This window comes from Streptomyces sp. 2114.4 (assembly GCF_900187385.1).
Classification (GTDB): domain Bacteria; phylum Actinomycetota; class Actinomycetes; order Streptomycetales; family Streptomycetaceae; genus Streptomyces; species Streptomyces mooreae.
Window position 1 is genome coordinate 3,309,118 of sequence record NZ_FYEY01000001.1, and the last position, 17,452, is coordinate 3,326,569.

General features: G+C 68.9%; 16 protein-coding genes, 1 tRNA gene and 2 pseudogenes. 9 read left to right on the plus strand and 10 right to left on the minus strand.

Annotated elements, in window-relative coordinates; all coding sequences use genetic code 11:
- Positions 1–188: 188 nt before the first annotated feature.
- Together CFW40_RS14325 and CFW40_RS14330 are read right to left on the minus strand one after the other, a co-directional pair.
- Complete coding sequence (locus CFW40_RS14325) at positions 189–1,730, minus strand: MFS transporter (protein ID WP_088798291.1); 1,542 nt, start codon at positions 1,728–1,730, stop codon at positions 189–191.
- A gap of 182 nt (positions 1,731–1,912) precedes the next feature.
- On the minus strand, positions 1,913–2,542 hold the full coding sequence (locus CFW40_RS14330; protein WP_088802118.1) for a TetR/AcrR family transcriptional regulator: 630 nt from the start codon (positions 2,540–2,542) through the stop codon (positions 1,913–1,915).
- 460 nt (positions 2,543–3,002) lie between these two features.
- On the opposite strand from CFW40_RS14330, the gene CFW40_RS14335 reads away from it, so the two are divergent.
- Positions 3,003–4,250 carry a M6 family metalloprotease domain-containing protein gene (locus tag CFW40_RS14335; RefSeq protein WP_088798292.1) on the plus strand — a complete coding sequence of 416 codons (1,248 nt, stop codon included), beginning with the start codon at positions 3,003–3,005 and terminating at the stop codon, positions 4,248–4,250.
- Positions 4,251–4,330: 80 nt separating this feature from the next.
- Here the strand turns inward: CFW40_RS14335 and CFW40_RS14340 are convergent, their stop codons facing one another.
- On the minus strand, positions 4,331–4,975 hold the full coding sequence (locus CFW40_RS14340; RefSeq protein WP_088802119.1) for a TetR family transcriptional regulator: 645 nt from the start codon (positions 4,973–4,975) through the stop codon (positions 4,331–4,333).
- A 103-nt stretch (positions 4,976–5,078) separates the two neighbouring features.
- On the opposite strand from CFW40_RS14340, the gene CFW40_RS37085 reads away from it, so the two are divergent.
- The 3 genes from CFW40_RS37085 to CFW40_RS14350 all read left to right on the plus strand — a co-directional run bounded on the left by CFW40_RS37085 (position 5,079) and on the right by CFW40_RS14350 (position 5,851).
- The gene (locus tag CFW40_RS37085) at positions 5,079–5,243 is read left to right on the plus strand and encodes a hypothetical protein (protein WP_030986377.1); all 165 of its coding nucleotides are present in this window, start codon (positions 5,079–5,081) and stop codon (positions 5,241–5,243) included.
- Positions 5,240–5,584: a DUF4190 domain-containing protein gene (locus CFW40_RS14345; RefSeq protein WP_088798293.1), complete on the plus strand. Its 345-nt coding sequence runs from the start codon at positions 5,240–5,242 to the stop codon at positions 5,582–5,584. The genes CFW40_RS37085 and CFW40_RS14345 overlap by 4 nt, the downstream gene beginning before the upstream one ends.
- A gap of 191 nt (positions 5,585–5,775) precedes the next feature.
- Positions 5,776–5,851, plus strand: a tRNA-Arg gene (locus CFW40_RS14350).
- Between the two features lie 76 nt (positions 5,852–5,927).
- Here the strand turns inward: CFW40_RS14350 and CFW40_RS14355 are convergent.
- From CFW40_RS14355 to CFW40_RS14365, 3 genes and pseudogenes are all read right to left on the minus strand, one after another.
- Positions 5,928–6,673, minus strand: a pseudogene (locus CFW40_RS14355) (tyrosine-type recombinase/integrase).
- Entirely contained in the window at positions 6,673–6,861 is a 189-nt protein-coding gene (locus CFW40_RS14360) for a helix-turn-helix domain-containing protein (RefSeq protein ID WP_088798294.1), read from the minus strand. The pseudogene CFW40_RS14355 and the gene CFW40_RS14360 overlap by 1 nt, the downstream one beginning before the upstream one ends.
- Positions 6,858–7,466: pseudogene (locus tag CFW40_RS14365) on the minus strand (replication initiator); the annotation flags it as partial. The gene CFW40_RS14360 and the pseudogene CFW40_RS14365, both read right to left, overlap by 4 nt.
- Positions 7,467–7,646: 180 nt before the next feature.
- Here CFW40_RS14365 and CFW40_RS36645 point away from each other — a divergent pair.
- Positions 7,647–8,054: a hypothetical protein gene (locus CFW40_RS36645; protein ID WP_143034570.1), complete on the plus strand. Its 408-nt coding sequence runs from the start codon at positions 7,647–7,649 to the stop codon at positions 8,052–8,054.
- 295 nt (positions 8,055–8,349) lie between these two features.
- On the plus strand, positions 8,350–8,586 hold the full coding sequence (locus CFW40_RS14370; protein ID WP_143034569.1) for a hypothetical protein: 237 nt from the start codon (positions 8,350–8,352) through the stop codon (positions 8,584–8,586).
- A gap of 275 nt (positions 8,587–8,861) precedes the next feature.
- Here the strand turns inward: CFW40_RS14370 and CFW40_RS14375 are convergent, their stop codons facing one another.
- Positions 8,862–9,473, minus strand: a complete 612-nt coding sequence (locus CFW40_RS14375; protein ID WP_143034568.1) for a hypothetical protein — start codon at positions 9,471–9,473, stop codon at positions 8,862–8,864.
- 439 nt (positions 9,474–9,912) lie between these two features.
- Here CFW40_RS14375 and CFW40_RS14380 point away from each other — a divergent pair, with 439 nt between their 5' ends.
- Positions 9,913–10,233 (plus strand): GYD domain-containing protein, encoded by a 321-nt coding sequence (locus CFW40_RS14380; protein WP_088798297.1) that lies wholly within the window; start codon positions 9,913–9,915, stop codon positions 10,231–10,233.
- Positions 10,234–10,397: 164 nt separating this feature from the next.
- On the opposite strand, the gene CFW40_RS14385 is transcribed toward CFW40_RS14380, so the two are convergent.
- Positions 10,398–10,934: a hypothetical protein gene (locus CFW40_RS14385; protein WP_143034567.1), complete on the minus strand. Its 537-nt coding sequence runs from the start codon at positions 10,932–10,934 to the stop codon at positions 10,398–10,400.
- A gap of 91 nt (positions 10,935–11,025) precedes the next feature.
- Between CFW40_RS14385 and CFW40_RS14390 the strand changes: the two genes are divergently transcribed.
- Positions 11,026–11,991, plus strand: coding sequence for an aldo/keto reductase (locus tag CFW40_RS14390; RefSeq protein ID WP_088802120.1), 966 nt, complete (start codon positions 11,026–11,028; stop codon positions 11,989–11,991).
- Between the two features lie 149 nt (positions 11,992–12,140).
- Here the strand turns inward: CFW40_RS14390 and CFW40_RS37090 are convergent, their stop codons facing one another.
- Both CFW40_RS37090 and CFW40_RS14405 read right to left on the minus strand, forming a co-directional pair.
- Entirely contained in the window at positions 12,141–12,908 is a 768-nt protein-coding gene (locus tag CFW40_RS37090; RefSeq protein WP_143034566.1) for a hypothetical protein, read from the minus strand.
- Between the two features lie 101 nt (positions 12,909–13,009).
- The gene (locus tag CFW40_RS14405) at positions 13,010–15,109 is read right to left on the minus strand and encodes a SpoIIE family protein phosphatase (protein WP_088798301.1); all 2,100 of its coding nucleotides are present in this window, start codon (positions 15,107–15,109) and stop codon (positions 13,010–13,012) included.
- A 215-nt stretch (positions 15,110–15,324) separates the two neighbouring features.
- Here CFW40_RS14405 and recQ point away from each other — a divergent pair, with 215 nt between their 5' ends.
- Positions 15,325–17,397, plus strand: a complete 2,073-nt coding sequence (gene recQ / locus CFW40_RS14410) for a DNA helicase RecQ (protein WP_176956498.1) — start codon at positions 15,325–15,327, stop codon at positions 17,395–17,397.
- Positions 17,398–17,452 lie beyond the last annotated feature (55 nt).

Here is a 17,452-nt window from a genome sequence, read left to right on the forward strand (position 1 = left end):
GGGCGACCGGGGCTGCGCATGAATGCGCCGGGCCATTGCGGCCCGGCGCACCTATGAGTCAGGTAGGAATGCGGTAAGAACGCGCGGCAAAGGCGGCGGTGGGTGACGTCGGCCCCGCCGGCACACGAGCCGACCGGTCCGCGAGCCCGCCGGCCCGCGAGCCGCGCGGCCACCCCACCGCCCCGGGATCAGTGCGCCATCACCGGGACGGGCACCTCGCCCTCATGCCCCGCACCCGTATCCGCGCCCGCGCCCTCGCCGTCCGCCGACGAGGCCACCGGCCTGCTGCCTCCCGGCCGCCCGGTGTTGATGAAGGTGAAGGCGATCACGCCCGCCAGGGCCAGGATGCCGACCGCCCACCAGATGGCGGTCGTGTAGCCGTGCACCATCGCCTGGAGCTTGAGCAGGTCGAGCGAGCGGGCACCGGCCGCGTGCGAGGTGGCGTACGCGGTGGTGGCACTGGCCGCGATGGTGTTCAGCAGGGCCGTACCGATCGCGCCGCCCACCTGCTGCGAGGTGTTGACCATCGCGGAGGCGACACCGGCGTCCCGCGACTGGACCCCGTGCGTGGCCAGTGACATGGCCGGCATGAACGCCGTACCCATGCCGAGCCCCATCAGCAGGAAGCCGGGCAGGATCAGCGCCGGGTAGGAGGTGTCCAGGTCGATCTGGGTGAGCACCAGCATGCCGAGCGCGGCGACCGTGAAGCCCGGCGCCATCAGCAGCCGCGGGCGGACCCGGGTCATCAGCCGGGCACCGATCTGCGTCGAGCCGGTGATCATGCCGACGATCATCGGCAGGAAGGCCAGACCGGTCGTGACCGGCGTGTAGCCCTTCACGATCTGCAGGTAGTAGGTCAGGAAGAGGAAGAGACCGAACATGCCGATCACGGCCAGGCCCAGCGACGCGTAGATACCGGCGCGGTTCCGCTCCGCGACCACCCGCAGCGGCAGCAGCGGGGCCTTCACCTTGGACTCGACCAGCACGAACGCCAGCAGCAGCACGACGGCCGCGGCGAACAGGCCGAGGGTCCAGCCGGCCAGCCAGCCGTCGGACTCGGCCCGGGTGAACCCGTAGACCAGCGAGACCAGGCCGAGCGTGGCCAGGATGACACCGGGGACGTCCAGCCGGGAGGGGTTGCGGCTCCCGGCGGGCTCACGGATGACCAGGAAGGCGCCGGTCGCGGCGGCCACGGCGAACGGGATGTTGACGAAGAAGGTCCAGCGCCAGTTCATGTACTCGGTCAGCACCCCGCCGAGGATCAGGCCCACGGCGCCGCCACCACCGGCGATCGCGCCGAAGATGCCGAACGCCTTGGCGCGCTCCTTGGCCTCGGTGAAGGTCACGGCCAGCAGCGACAGCGCGGCCGGTGCCAGCAGCGCACCGAAGACGCCCTGCAGCGCACGCGCGCCCAGCAGCATCCCCTGGTCCGCCGCGGCCCCGCCGAGCGCGGAGGCCACCGCGAACCCGACCAGCCCGATGATGAACGTCCGCTTCCGGCCCCACAGGTCGGCGACGCGCCCGCCGAAGAGCAGCAGCCCGCCGAAGGCCAGCGCGTAGGCGGTGATCACCCACTGCCGGTTGGCGTCGGTGATCCCGAGATCCTGCTGTGCGGAGGGCAGCGCGATGTTCACGATGGTCGCGTCGAGAACGACCATCAGCTGGGCGAGGGCGATGAATATCAGCGCTTTCCAGCGCCGGGGATCGACGTACGGGGCGGTTTCAGGCATGGCGGGATCCACCTAGTGGTGCAGTGAGCGAACAGGAGCGAAGAACGGGACGTGCGGGACGGAGTACGGGATGTGTGGGACGTGCGGAACGAAGTCCGGGACGTGCGGGACGGAGTAAGGGACGTGCGGGAGATATGGGGTGTGCGGGACGCGTCAAGCCGCTACGGCGTGCGGCCGGTTCTCTACGGGCGGCGCCTCAGGTCGTCCAACGTGGCGGCGGACCCGGGAAGTTCGGAGCGGGCGGGCGCCTGCAGACCGTCCAGGAACAGCTGCAGATGACGGTGTACGAACTGGTCGAAGTTCGCACAGTTGCTGCCCGGCAGCGGCCGGGTGAGCTGGGTGATCGCGACCATCAGATCACCGACGGCGAGGTCGGTACGCAGCTGGCCGCTGTCGCGCGCGGCACCCATGACGGCCTCGACGGCCGCTTCCAGGCGCTCGCGCGCCGCGAGCAGATCGGGGTGGTCTCGGTCGACGCCGTCGGAGAGCAGCGGGCACAAGGCCCCGATCCGCTCCTCCACCGCAGCGTGGACAAAGCGCCTCAGCGCTTGGAAAGCATCGGACTCCTCGGCGAGGGCACTCTCCGCGCGGTCCGCGGTACGGGACATGACGGCGAGCGTGACGTGGTGGATCAACTCCAGGCGATCCGCGAAGTGACGATAGAGCGTCGCATTGCCGACACCCGCGCGTCGAGCGATTTCATCGAGCGGGACCTCGGGCCCGAACTCGACCATCGTCTCGCGGGCGGCCGCAACGATCCGCTCCCGGTTGCGCAGCGCATCGGCCCGCAGACGGGGCTGCTGCCCCTCCATCCCGGTCTTCGCACCTGCGGCGACGGCAGTCACGGCAGCTCACTCCCCTCCACTCTCGGCACTTCCGGAACGCCCGGACTCCTGGACGTACGCCGCCCGGCCCGCCCGGTCGGGTGACCGGCGGCCCACGAGGCCGGCCGGGCCACCGACCGGGACCGATCAAGATCGACGCCAACCGGGGAAACGCTCCCCGGTTCCTCCGGACGTCTGTTTAAACGGGGACCCCCTCCCCGGATATTTCGCGACCCCGTGTGACCTGAAGCACACTCACCCCGCCCACCCCCGGCACGCCCGGACCGGCAGCAGCCAGGCCCGGCCAGCCGGCCCAGCCCAGCGCACCCCAGCCCCGCCCAGCGCATCAGCCCCGACCGGCCCAGCCCCGACCCATCCGGCCCCGCCATGACTCCAGTTGACGTAACCCCGCGCGCGAGCGATCACCCGTCCACACAAGGTGATCGATATGAAGCACAAGGTATCCGCGGTCCTGGCCGCCGGCGCCGCCACGGCGGCCGCGGCGATAGCCCTGGGCTCACCGCCCAGCGCCGTCGCCATACCTACCGCGCCCGGCGCCTCGCCGAGCGGCCCGTGCGCCCTGCGCGGCATCACCGACGACGTCGCCGAATCCGCGGACACCCCCGCCGGCTACGCCCGCTCGTCCGGCATCGTCAGGGCACTCACCCTTTTCATCGACTTCCCGGACGCCCCCGCCACGCTGTCCCCCCGCGCCCGCTTCGCCGAATTCTTCCCGGCCGCGACGGACTACTTCCGCACCAGCTCCTACGGCAGACTGACCTACCACCCCATGCCGCTGTTCCGGTGGATCCGCATGTCCCGCCCGCTCGCGGCGTACGGCATCGGACGGGGCGCCAGCTTCGACCCGGCCTCGGACGACGGCTATCACGCCCTCTCCCGGGAGGTCGTCCGCAACATCGACCCGATCGTCGACTTCCGTGACTACGACGTCATCAACGTCATCGCCACCCCCAACGCGGGCCCGCCCGCGACCCGTACGGTCCTGTCGGTCACCTTCAGCGGCGGCGACATGGGCCTCAAGACCGCCGACGGGGTGCCGTTCCGGAACGCGTCCTTCATCTGGAGCCGGCAGTCCGGGGTGAGCGCCTTCCGCGTCCTCAACCACGAGAACGCCCACAGCTTCGGGCTGCCCGACCTCTACTTCACCGACGACCGCGACGCCCCGCCCCCGGTCGGGCACTGGGATCCGATGGACGAGGACTGGGGGCCGAGCAACGACTTCGTCGGCTGGCACAAGTGGAAGCTCGGCTGGCTGTCCGCCGATCAGGTGCACTGCGCCCCACGCCGCGGGACGCCCGGCGAACACACCCTCACCCCGGTCTCCACCCCCGGCGGCACCAAGATCATCGTCATCCCGACCTCACCCCACACCGCTCTAGTCGCCGAGGCCCGCACCCGCGGCCCGCTCGATCCCACGGTCTGCCGGCCCGGGATCCTCCTCTACCGCGTCGCCACCGACGTCCCCTCCGGCCGCGGGCCGATGCGCATCGTGGACGCCACCCCGCACAGCGACGGCTGCTACCAGGACAACAAATACGTCGACCCGGAACTGACCGACGCCACCTTCCTCCCCGGCGACACCTACACGGACCGTCACAGCGGCGCAGCCGTCACCGTCCTGACGGAGAACCCGGACGGCACCTATCGCGTACGGGTAACCCCGGCGCGCGCCTGACGAAGACGAACACCCCCGCCACCCGCCCACCGAAGTCAAGCGGCCGCACAAACAGCCCCCGCCCCACTCCCCCTCCTCTGCTACTCCCCCCGCCCCTCCTCCCGCCAGTGCCGCCGCCCGATACTGATCAGCCGCAACTGCCTGCGCGCCACCTGCACCACCCGCTCGGCCGCCCCCTCGGCGCCGTCCGCGTCCGCGTCGAGCAACGCCGCGGCCGTCGTCACCAGCCGGTCCACGTACAGCTCCGCCAGCATCCGCACATCGTCATCGCGCCACCCTTCCGACACCGGCTGGGACTTGAGCGCCGCCGCGACCTCCTCCGCGAACCGGTCCATCTCGTCCGCGATGGCCTGCCGCACGGCCCGTACGCCCCCGTGCCGCTCGCGCGCCACAAACCTGATGTGCAGCGGATAGCGGCGCACATGCTGCTCCACGACCGCGACCGTACGGTCGATCCGCTCCTCGGCCCCGTCCTGCTCGGCCAGGATCGCCCGCACCATCGCATGCAGGCTCCCCAGCGCCTCCTCGACCAGGGCGACGCCCAGCTCACCCATGTCCCGGAAGTGCCGGTAGAACGCGGTGGGAGCGATCCCGACCACCCGCGTCACCTCGCGCAGCCCCAGGCTGCTCAGGCTCTGCTCCTCCAGCAGGCCGAGCGCCGCATCGAGCAACGCCTGACGGGTCTTCTGTTTCTGGGCCTGCCGGACTCCAAGACTGTGACTCATGTCATCCAGTAAACAACCGTTCTCCGAACTACTCCACCCGTGGGCAGTCGTAGACTGGAGGAACTGAGTGAACAACTGTCCTCTGGAATCGGAAAGGAAGATCATGCTCTTCCTCGTCGCAGCCCTTCTCCTGATGGGGATCATGCTGGGTACCGCGGCACACCTCCCCGTCCCCGTCACCCTCGTCGCGGCCGCCGTCATCGCCGGCTGGCTGCTCGTCTTCTTCCTCCGCGAACGCCGCCACCACGCCGAGGTGACCTCCCGATGACCACGCTCAGCGAAGCCTCCCGCACGACCTCGCCGACGCCGGCCTCGCCCGCGACGGCCGCGGAAGCCAAGGAGCCGCACCGGCCGACCGCCCGTCCCCGCCTCCGCCCCCAAGCGGACGGCATGGCCGTGGCCTCTTTCATCCTCGGCCTGCTCGGCACCCTGGTCCTGAACATCCTTCTCGGCCCCTGCGCCCTGGTCCTCGGCGGCCTCTCCCTGGCCCGCGGCACCACCCGCCGCGGCCGCGCCCTCCTGGGCATCACCCTCGGCGCCGTCGACCTGCTCCTCCTGGCCCTTCTCACCAGCGCGGACGGCACCCTCAGCTGGCACATCGCCGGCTGACACCCCACCCGGGCCACGACTCCACCAACCGGCCCGACAACAGCACCCCCACGATGGCGGTGGTCACCCAGACCACCGCCATCGGCACATCCCGCCCCCTCACCCCACCACCAGGCCACACCCACCCCCCATCCCCAACAGAAGCGAACTACAGCGAACGCATCGGCTACCCTGTCAGGGGCTCAGGCCTTGCCTCCGTAGCTCAGGGGATAGAGCACCGCTCTCCTAAAGCGGGTGTCGCAGGTTCGAATCCTGCCGGGGGCACCAGCTCAAAGGCCCTTCACCTACGATTTTTCGTAGGTGAAGGGCCTTTGACATCCAGGTCTGACATCAACGGCGACGGCTACTCAAGCCCGGGACGCCTCTTGAGCAGCCGGTCCATGTGGCTGATGGCCTCACGCTGGGTGTCCTGGACGACGTGCGTGTACACGTCCATGGTGATGCTGATCTGGCTGTGCCCGAGGATCTCCATCACGACGCGAGGAGCGACGCCGGCGGCCGTGAGGATCGTCGCGCATCCGTGGCGGGCATCATGCAGCCGGATCACGCGGAGGCCGGCGGACTGGGCGACGCGGGTGAAGGAGCGGTAGACGTTCCGCGGCTCGACCGGACGACCGTTCCGAGTAGCGAAGACGTAGCCGCCGTCTTGCCACTTCTCCCCCGCTCGTTTCTTTGGCCGTTGCAGCGGTGGTCTTCTTCTCCAACTGGAGAAGGGTGCGCCGTACGTCAGCGACGCCCAGTGACTCCAGCCGCTTGGCTCCCAGCATGGGCACTAGGTAGAGGCGAACGTGGGCTTCGTACTTGTCGTAGGTGCTGCGTTTGCGGCGCGGCTTGACCACGTTGTCCAGCCAGTACGGGACCCATTCGGAGAGCTTGGCCGAGCGGGTGGGGACGGGCACGCCCTGGTCGACCTTTTCGAGCAGGGCGCGGCGCTTGGTGTCGCACTCCGGTCCAGGTCTTGCCCTTGGCGTACTTGCGGGCGCGGGTGCCGTCGGGTTGAAGGACGTACACAGCGGCTTGATAGCGGCCGTCCTTGCGCTGGGTGATGGTGCCAGCCCCGTTGGGGTTCCGCTTGCGCTGCGGAGCCATCAGGCCGCCTCCTCGATCCGGTCGCGGATGTAGTCCTGCAAGGCGTTCTCGGGGATGCGGCGGCAGCGGCCTTCGGTGATCGAGGTGAGGCGCTTGGAGCGGATGAGGTCGTAGACCTTGGAGCGTCCGTACTTCAGCCGTGCCATGACCTCCGGCACGGTCAGCAGTTGCCCGGTAGCGGTGGTCATGTCCGGTTGCCTCCTTCGGTGTTGGGTTCGGCACGGGGTTCGCTGGCGGCTTCGCGGTCGTGTTGGGGATCGCCTTGGAGGGAGGCGGCGAGCCAGGACTCGCCGGGGGTGAGGCCGGTGCCGGCGAAGGACCAGTGGGAGAGGACGAGCGTGGTCTCGTCGGGGTCGGCAGGAGCCGGCTCCAGGGTGTTCGGCTGGGCTTGGAGCCGTCGCCATTCGGCGCGGGCGGTGCGAAGGGCGCCGAGAGTGGTCGAGTAGTGGCGGGTCTTGGTGGAGAAGTGGCCGCGGAAGCCGAGCATGTGGGCCCAGGCGCGTAGGCGGAGGTCTTCCAGGTCGCGGCATCCGCCGAGGGTCCAGGCGGTGCGGATCATGCGGCGTGCGTGGTCGCTGATGTCGAGCTGGGCAAGTTCGGCGAGGAACTTGAGCGGGCGGTCCAGGGTGCCCGTGGCTGTCTCGGCGCCTTTGGTGGCGTACTTGGCGATGTATGCGGCTACCGCGCGTTCGGTCAGCTCGGTGTCGCCGTCGAAGTCCGCGGAGCGGATCGGGCGAATGTCGAGCTGTTTGCCGAACGTGAAGGTGTGGGCTCTACCGCCGACCACCGGGCCAGGGTGAAGCCTGCCCGAGTTGCCGGCAAGCGTACGGCCCCCTGATCATGCTCGACCCCAAACCGGGCAGGACACCGGCCAAACCCGCGGAGCCGACCTCGCGACGTCGCGCCAGCTTGCTGTTAGCTCCATGAATGCGAGGATTGGTAGAGGTTCACCTTCAGCTGTAGGAGGCGGCCAATGAACGCAACGGACCCGCCTGACGAAAACAACAGCGGTTCGTGGCGCTGGACCTATGGCCTTTGGGTAGTGGTGGGCGGCTTCTGCGTAGTACTCATCACTTTCGCCATTGCAGTCATCGTGGCCAAGGACAAGGGAAGCGTGCCGGGGATGTTCTCGGGTGTCACGGGCGTGGTGGGGACTCTGGTTGGTGCCTACTTCGGCGTTCAAAGCGGTCAGTCCGCACGCAAGGCCGCCGAGGCAGGTCGAAACGAGGCGGAGGCCGGTCGAGACGAGGCTGTGGGTAAGGCGCTCCAACTTGCCGCTGTTGCGCCCAAGGAACTGTCAGCCCCGATCGTTGGTGTGTCATTGCCTCCCGACGATGATGCGCCAGCCTCTCGGGATAGTGATTCTGCTCCACCTCGATGAAACTCCAGTACGAGTGGATGGTGGGAGGACTTCGCCCGATGCGAGAGGAAGGCAGCGTCCGCTTCGAGCGACCCTCCGGCCAGGTAAGGCGGGTCCGATGCACTGCGGATACAGCAGCGAAGTACAGCAACCGTGACTGACCCGGTCGACCGTCGTGATCCTCACAGACTGATTGATCAGGCGACGTGACGTCAGCGGCCTTCCCCCCGAGCAGCCGGTAGAGGGTCGCCAGACACTCCAGACCTCCACCTCTTTCCGTACCTTGTGCGTTGGCTTCGCTGGCGAGGCTAGGAATGTGCGCCGTCAACACCGGAAGGCCTCGCGGCTCCGATTGATCGCGCAGACGCAGCACGAACGGCAGCACGGGGTCGTTGTCGATCACCTGCTGCGTGCGCCATTTGCCTTCTCGATCAACCCGTACCACCTGGACGACGCGGACGGCGCGTACAGCAACGCCGGTCGCGATCTGCCCGTCGGCGGTCACTGGAGCTTCTTCGCACAAGCTCTACGAGCTGCGACCACCTACGAGTAGTCCGTGGCTCAAGGCAGACGTACAGATCGGACGGCCGATCCCGTGCCAGACATGTGCCAGATCGTGCGGGGAACCACGGGGACGGCGGGGACCAGGCCGCCGGCCAGGCAGGCCCCGCGCCCGCTCCGCCGCAGTTCAGCCAAGCAGCCCCACCGAGAACCCAAACTTCCCAAGCTGGTGGCGCCTTCGGTTATTGGCCTTGCTCGGACGTGCCATACCCGCGCGGTGACGGCGAGGAGCAACGGCCGGCCGCGACGGCCAGATGCCAGCTCCTCTCACTCCTTAGACACCTGTCCCCAGGCATCCAGGTATTTCAACCCCTCTGGCGTGATATCCAGATAATCCTTGAGGCGAAGTTCACTTCCAGGATGCCCGTGATCGTTTCTCATCGCCTGCAATCCGGTCCCATTATGAGGGGCCACATAATCCATTGCGTCCAGGTGTTCCAATTCGTTGTACATGGACCACTCAAAACGCACATAGTCGTCCTGCAAACCTGCGATCTTGTTCAGATGCGAGAGCATATGTCTGGTGACAAGGCCACGTACAACCAACTTCAGGATGCCGACCTGGTCTCCCAGTCCATTGATCTCTTCCTCTTGCCCCTTAATCTGCTCCTGTTGCCCTTGGATCTGTTTCTGGAACTTGACCTTCAAGCTTTTCAGATCAGTAGAGATTTCCTGGATAGGTCCGGAGTGGGCAAAGACCAAGAATGTCGCCGCTAGTATTCCGAGCACTATCACCACTACCGGATTCACCCCATTAGCCAGGATTACGTAACCGGCGAGTACGGCCAGGAGCGCAAGACCCGGAACGAGGTACCACATACCCAACCGCATCGGAGGAGGTGCCGGGCGGGAAGTTTGTAGCAGATGCACCGAGATCATCCCTCTCCCCACAGCTTTCAGCGAAGGATGTCCTTTAACTCCAGTATCCCACCACCACTACAAGAAATGTTGAAACCGCATCTAACGCGTGGTTACCTGGTGCGGTTTCCCCCTTCGAGCGGACGGGCTGTATGGCGGCTCCGAGCTCTGCCCCTACCCGAAGGTCCTCAACCGCTGACATCCACGTCTGACATCAACGACAGCAGACGCGCGAGGGTTTCCTCCCGGGCCGGCCCTTGGTCGTTTCAGGGCTCTGCGCCTGCGCGTGCCACTGCGTCCACCGCGTCCGCCATGTTGAGGTGGAGTCGGCTGCTGCCGAACAGGCCCCCCACCGCACTGGCGTCTATCGGGTGAATCAGGGCATTCGGTGCGTGGCGGTCGGTGTGACAGCGGGAAGGCCCTCTGCACACCGGACATGCGATGGGCAGGGAGCGTCCCGATGCCGAAGTTTCTGATCCAGGCCACCTATACGTCCGAGGGCACCAAGGGGCTGCTCAAGGAAGGCGCGAGTGGGCGCCGCGCTGCCGTCGATCAGGTCGTCACGGCCCTCGGCGGGACGGTCGAGTCCGTGTACTTCGCCTTCGGAGAGGACGACATCGTGCTCATCGTCGACCTCCCCGACCCGGTGTCCATGGCCGCCATCAGCCTCACCGTCAAGGCCAGCGGGGCCCTGCAGACCCGGGCCACTCCCCTCCTCACCGTCGAGGAGATCGACGAGGCCACCCGTCGGCAAGTCCCCTTCCGCGCCCCCAGCGTGTAAGGCGGGCAGGGGGCGTCCGCCCGGCCGAGGAAGTCACGCACGGCTTCCCGTACAGGCTCCCGCACTACAGGTGCCGGCCCTTGATCGAGCGCGTGCCCGAAGACTTGGCCGAAGACTTGGCCGAAGGCGGCTATCGGCGACGACGGGTGAAGGGCGACCGCCGCCTACGTGGGAGTGCCGCTCTCCAAGCCCCCCGCCTGATTCGGGATGCGGGGTGGTGAGGGGGCCAAGAGGTCGGCGGCTCCCGCTACTTCTGCGAGGACGCGGGCCAGGTCCGTCAAGGTGTTCCGGGCCAGGCGCAGTTGTTGTCGTAGTTCGGCTTCGTGCTCCCACGACTGTTCGTGCTGCTGAGGGGCGACTCCGGGCGGTCTCGCCGCTTCGTGCTCGGCGACGGCGGGGTGCCAGCGGGTCAGAAGAGGGCACACGACGGCGTTGAGGACGGTGACCGCGAGCGAGCCGAAGGTGATCTCGCCCTGCCTGCTCCAGGGTGCGACATCGGGACCGTAGCGACGCAGGATGTCACGGGTGGTGTGGAACAGCGTGTACTGCGACGACAGGGAGCCGAGCTGCTGACCGCGGTCGCTGACTGAAGGAGGCTTCCGAGTTCTTGCGCAGGCGGTCAGCCGCGGGTCGATGCGTACGTGCTGCTCGTCTCCGGCTTGGCCGAGGGCGCCGGGAATCCACCTGACCGCGCCGCCCAAGTCGCCTATCGTCAAAGGAATTCGGGGCAGGAGACGCGGCTCGTCCCGGCCGGGAGTCCGGGGCAAGGGCCAGACGGGGAGGATGACGACGGTGCGCTACCGCCAGCTGGGATGCAGTGGGTTGTCCGTGTCCGAAATCGGTTACGGTGCGTGGGGGATCGGTGAGTCCAAGTGGGTGGGTGCCACGGAGGACGAATCCGTACGCGCGCTGCACCGTGCCGTCGACCTCGGCGTGAACTTCATCGACACCGCTCGCGGCTATGGCGAGAGCGAGCGCATAGTCGGCCGTGTCGTCCGTGAGCGGGGCGGCGAGGAAGTACGCGTGGCGACCAAGGTGCCGCCCAAGAACCGCGTCTGGCAGCCGTCCTGCGGCACGGACCCGGCCGAGGCGTTCCCGGGTGTGCACATCCGCGAAAGCCTGGAGACCAGTCTGCGCACCAGCGGCCTGGACCACTTCGACGTGCTGCAGTTCCATATCTGGAGCGATGACTGGGTCGGCCGCGGCGACTGGCTGGAGACGATCAGCGAGCTGAAGCGGGAGGGAAAGATCCGCCTGTTCGGCGTCTCCGTCAACGACCACCAGCCCGACAGTGCGCTCGCGCTCGTGCGCAGCGGTGCCGTGGACAGTGTGCAGGTCATCTACAACATCTTCGACCAGGCGCCGGCCGACTCCCTGCTGCCGGCCTGCGAGGAGCACGGCGTCGGCGTCATCGTCCGGGTGGCGCTGGACGAGGGCGGCCTCACCGGCCGGGTCACGGCCGACACGGTGTTCCCGGAAGGTGATTGGCGCAACCGCTACTTCCGCGACGACCGGCCGGCACAGGTCGGCCGGCGGGTGGCGGCCATCGTCGCCGACCTCGGCATCGCTCCCGATGAGATCGCCGCGACCGCGTTGCGGTTCGTGCTGAGTTCGACGGCGGTCTCCACGGTCATCCCCGGAATGCGCAGCGTACGCAACGTCGAGCGCAACACGGCGGTGAGCGACGGGCGGCCACTCACCGGTGAGCAACTGGCCGTTCTGGCCAAGCACCGGTGGCAGCGCAACTTCTACGCCTGATCTCCGACGACCGCCAACGGTGGCCGTGCGCGCTCGTACCGAGGCTCCCCCGCTGCGCACGGCCCCCGTTTGACGGTGGTGTTCGCCGCCGCCCATCAGCGGCCCTCAGCGGCAGACATCTCCTCTGCCTGTCCTGCCGCTTGCATGTCCTACTGCTGCATGGCGCTGGTGGTAGGAGCCGCCGTAGTGGGAGCCGCCGTAGTGGGGGGCGTCGTAGTGGTACCGCCCATCGTGGCACCGGTAATCGTGGCGCCCACCGTGACAGCGTTACCCGTCAGCGTGCCAGCACCCTGATTGGCCTGACCCTGGATGGCCTGACCCTGGACGGCCTGACCCTGATTGGCCTGACCCTGGACGGCCTGACCCTGGACGGCCTGACCCTGGACGGCCTGACCCTGGACGGCCTGACCCTGATTGGCCTGACCCTGGACGGCCTGACCCTGGACGGCCTGACCCTGGACGGCCTGACCCTGGACGGCCTGACCCTGATTGGCCTGACCCTGGGTCGTCTGAGCGCCTACCGTCGTGCTGGCACCGGTCGTCGTGGTGGTGGCGCCCGTAGTGGTGGCGCCGGTCGTCACGCTGGTGCCGGTCGTCGTGGTGGTGGCACCCGTAGTGGTGGCACCCGTGGTGACGCCTCCTGTGCCGCCGACACCGCCGCCGCCGCCGAAGACGCAGAGCCTCGGATTCTGGACGACCCTGCCGTTCCGTACGTTCACCACGATGAGCTTGCCGGTATTGGGGTCTCTGAGGAACTTGCAGAGCAGGCTGGGCGCCGCGCTCGACGATGTCGAGGCGGTCTTGGCTGTCTGAGGTGCCGCCTGCACGCTCATCACGCCACCCGTGCCGACGAGCGCCACCGTCAGGACGGATGCGCCGATCACGCTGGGTAGGTGTTTCCGGATGCGCTTCACCATGATGCCTCCTTTGGGCGGACGGCCTACGTGGGTATCTCCTTCAGCGTGGAAGGCCGACCATGGCTCCGGTGTTGATCGGGCGTGACCCTGCCGTGACCCGCTCATGCCGGGGTGGGGGGAACCGGCCCTTCGAGCCGTAGGGGACGGGCGATGAGGACGGCGACATCGTCGTGGTCGTCCGGGTCGCGAAGGGCGTCGAGGAGGCGGTCGCAGGTGGCCTCCAAGGAACGGTCGGGGGTACCGAGGAGGCGGAGGAGGAGGTCCAGGCGCGCGTCGATGGGCTGGTGGCGGGTCTCGACCAGACCGTCGGTGTAGAGGACCAGCCGGTCGCCGGGGTGCAGGGGGAAGGTGGTGGCCTCGAAGGGGACACCGCCGACGCCGAGGGGTACGCCGGTGGGCAGGTCGAGGAGTTCAGGGGGCTTGCCGGTGCGGATCAGCACCGGGGGCAGATGGCCGGCGATGGCGATGTCGCAGATCGCGCGGTGCGGGTCGTACACGGCGTAGGCGCAGGTGGCGTAGTACTCCAGCCCGACGGTGATCTTGTCGATGTGCCGCAGTACGTCGCTCGGCGGGATATCGAGGTCGGCCAGGGTGGAGGTGGCGGTGCGCAGGCGCCCCATGGTGGTGGCGGCATTGATGCCGCTGCCCATCACATCGCCCACGACGAGGGCGGTCTTGTCGGCGGCCAGGGGGATGACGTCGAACCAGTCGCCGCCGACTTCGCTGGTGGTGCCGGCGGGCTGGTAGCGGGTGGCGGTCTCCAGTCCCGTCCGGTGCGGCGGGCGGTCCGGGAGCAGGCTGCGCTGGAGGGTCACCGCCGTATTGCGCAGGCTCTGGTACAGGCGGGCGTTGTCGATGCACACCGCGGCGCGGTCGGCCAGTTCGGCGGCGAGGGTCAGGTCGTCCTCGTCGAAGGGCAGCGGGTTGCGGGCGCGGCTGAGACACAGCGCGCCGAGTACCTCGCCGCGGGCGATCAGTGGCGTGGTGAGGTAGCTGTGGATGCCGGCGCGGGCCAGCAGGGCGGCAGCCTCGGGGCCGCGCGCGATGCGCGTCAGGTCCCGCTTCTCGACGTGGGAAACCAGGATCGGGCGGCCCGTGCGCACACATTGGGTGACCAGCCGGTCGGGCCCGTAGCTGGCGAGGCGGCCGGGAGGATCGGCGGCGCGCACCGCCTCGGTCGGGTGGGCGGCGCGCACCGCGAGGGCACGGAACAGCGCATGGTGGTCGCCGGGTGTGGTGGGGCGGCGGTCGTCCAGGACGGAATCCAGGACGTCGACCGCCGCCACGTCGGCGAGCTCGGGCACGGTGACGTCGGCCAGTTCGCGGGCGGTCCGTTCCACCTCCAAAGTGGTGCCGATACGGGAGGTGCCGTCGGCGATGATGGCCAGATGCCGACGGGTGCGGGCCGTCTCGGTGGCCTCGCGGTGCCGGTCGGTGACATCCACGACCAGGCCGGCCACCCCGAGAATCCGCCCGCCGGGATCCTCGAGCCGGTAGCAGGAGACGGACCAGGCGTGCTCGTTGTCGGGATCGGCGGGGGTACGCCCCAAGGTGTACGCGTCGACCAGGGGGCTGCCGGTCGCCAGGACCTGCCGCAGCGCCTTCTCGAGCGCATCGAGGTCCATCAAGGGCAGCACCTCGCGGACCGACCGGCCGAAATGGTCCCCGGCGGGAACACCGTTCATCCGCTCCAGCGCCGGGTTGACGGCCAGGTAGCGCAGGTCGGTGTCGAAGACGGCCACGCCGATCGGGGACTGCGAGACCAGCCGCGTGGAGAGGGCCACATCCCGTTCCACCTGCCGCAGGACCGCCTCGTCGGTGGCGATCCCCAGCGCATAGAGGTCACCCCGGACGTCCAGCAGCCGCATGTTGCGGAACTCCACGAGCCGGGTGCTGCCGTCCTTGTGCCGGATGGGGAAGGCGCCGGCCCAGCTGCTGCCCGTGCCCATGACCTCTGCGAAGAGTCTGATCACCAGGTCCAGATGCTGTTCGTGGACCAGCAGCCGGCCCGCGTACTGGCCCAGGGCCTCCTTCGCGGTGTAGCCGAACAGCTCCTCGGCCTGCGGGCTCCACAGCACGATGTGCCCGTCGGAGTCCAGGACCACCGCGGCGACGCCGAGCAGGTCCAGCAGCCCACTGCGCTGCGGGGGTCCGGCATCGGGCTGATCGCCCACGGATCCGAAGGGGCCGGCGGTCCTCATCCCAGGCACTCCCTCCGCCTGTGAGCGCGGCCTGCGCCAGGCTGTGGCCTGTGTCCCTGCACCTCGCAGTGCCTCCATGGTGCCCCGGACCCGGGCGACCCCGCAGGGCGTGCGGGCGGGCCGGCACGGCACGCGGCCACGGACCGGGCGTCCGGAGCGAGGGGAGTTATCCACAGGGTCGACGGCGACCCCCGCGGAACTCGTAGGCTTCTGGAATGGCTCTGGCGGACGTGGAAATGGTCGTGGACATGGATGTGGAAGGCGCCTCGGACGCAAGCGAGGCGGTGCAGGTACTGCGCCGGGTGTTCGGGTACGAGTCGTTCCGCGGCAGTCAGCAGGAGATCATTGAGCACGTCATAGGGGGCGGGGACGCGGTCGTCCTGATGCCGACCGGTGGCGGCAAGTCGCTCTGCTATCAGATTCCCTCGCTGGTCAGAGGCGGTGTGGGGGTGGTCATCTCGCCCCTGATCGCGTTGATGCAGGACCAGGTCGATGCCCTGCGGGCACTCGGGGTGCGGGCCGGGTTCCTCAATTCGACTCAGGATCTGGAGGAGCGGCGGCTCGTCGAGGCCGAGTTCCTGGCCGGGGAGCTGGATCTGCTGTATCTGGCGCCCGAGCGGCTGCGGGTCGAGCAGACGCTGAGCCTGCTGGACCGCGGGAAGGTCTCGCTCTTCGCGATCGACGAGGCGCACTGTGTCGCGCAGTGGGGCCATGACTTCCGGCCGGATTACCTGGCGCTGTCGATGCTGCACGAGCGCTGGCCCGAGGTGCCGCGGATCGCGCTGACCGCCACCGCGACCGAGGCGACCCATACCGAGATCACCTCCCGGCTGCGGATGGCCGACGCCCGGCACTTCGTCGCGAGCTTCGACCGGCCGAACATCCAGTACCGGATCGCGGCGAAGAGCGAGCCGAAGAAGCAGCTGCTGGACCTGCTGCGGAACGAGCATGCGGGGGACGCAGGGATCGTCTACTGCCTGTCGCGGGCCTCGGTCGAGAAGACCGCACAGTTCCTGGTGGAGAACGGCATCGCGGCGGTGCCGTATCACGCGGGGCTCGACCCGCGGACGCGTGCCGAGCACCAGGCCCGCTTCCTGCGTGAGGACGGGCTGACCGTGGTCGCCACGATCGCGTTCGGGATGGGCATCGACAAGCCGGATGTGCGGTTCGTGGCGCATCTGGATCTGCCGAAGTCGGTGGAGGGCTACTACCAGGAGACGGGGCGCGCCGGGCGGGACGGGCAGCCGTCGACGGCCTGGCTGGCCTATGGGCTGCAGGATGTGGTGCAGCAGCGGAAGATGATCGACGGGTCGGAGGGCGACGAGGCGCACCGGCGGCGGCTGTCGGCCCATCTCGACGCGATGCTGGCGCTGTGCGAGACGGTGCAGTGCCGTCGGGTCCGGCTGCTGGCCTACTTCGGGCAGGAGAGCAGCGCCTGCGGCAACTGCGATACGTGCCTGGCCCCGCCGGAGACCTGGGACGGCACGGTGGCCGCGCAGAAGCTGCTGTCCACGGTCGTCCGGCTGAAGCGGGAGCGCGGGCAGAAGTTCGGCGCGGGCCAGATCATCGACATCCTGACGGGGAAGAAGACTGCCAAGGTCATTCAGTTCGATCACGACGGGCTGAGCGTCTTCGGGGTGGGGGACGACCTCCGGGACGCCGAATGGCGGGGCGTCGTACGGCAGTTGCTGGCTCAGGGACTGCTCGCAGTCGAAGGTGATTACGGCACGCTGGTGCTCACGGAGGCGAGCGGCGAGGTGCTGGGCGGCCGGCGCGAGGTGCCGATGCGGCGGGAGCCGGAGAAGGCGGCGCGGGCGGCCAAGGCGAAGACGAAGAGCAAGCGTGCGGCTCCGGCGGACCTGCCGGAAGAGGCCCTGCCGGTCTTCGAGGCACTGCGCGGCTGGCGGGGGCGTACGGCCAAGGAGCAGGGCGTGCCCGCGTATGTGATCTTCCACGATGCGACGCTGCGGGAGATCGCCACGGTCCGGCCGGCGACCACGGCCGAGCTCGGCGCGGTCAGCGGCGTCGGCGAGAACAAGCTCGCGAAGTACGGATCGCAGATCTTGGATGTGCTGGCGGGGCGGGAGAGCCCCGGCGGAGAGGGCGGCGGCGGAGAGGGAGCCGGCGCGTCAGCGGCGGGCGGGGGAACGGTGGCGGCCAAGCCGGCAACGACGACCGGGGCTCCCGGGGCGGCCCGGCCGGGCAGGGCGCCGGGGGATGCTCCCCTGGGGCCGGAGCCTGACGACGAGGAGGCGTTTCCGGAGCCGCCGGATGACATCGACTGGTAGCCGGATGGCAGTGACCGGTACCGCTGGGGGGCTGGACGGCCAGGTGGCGGGGCGG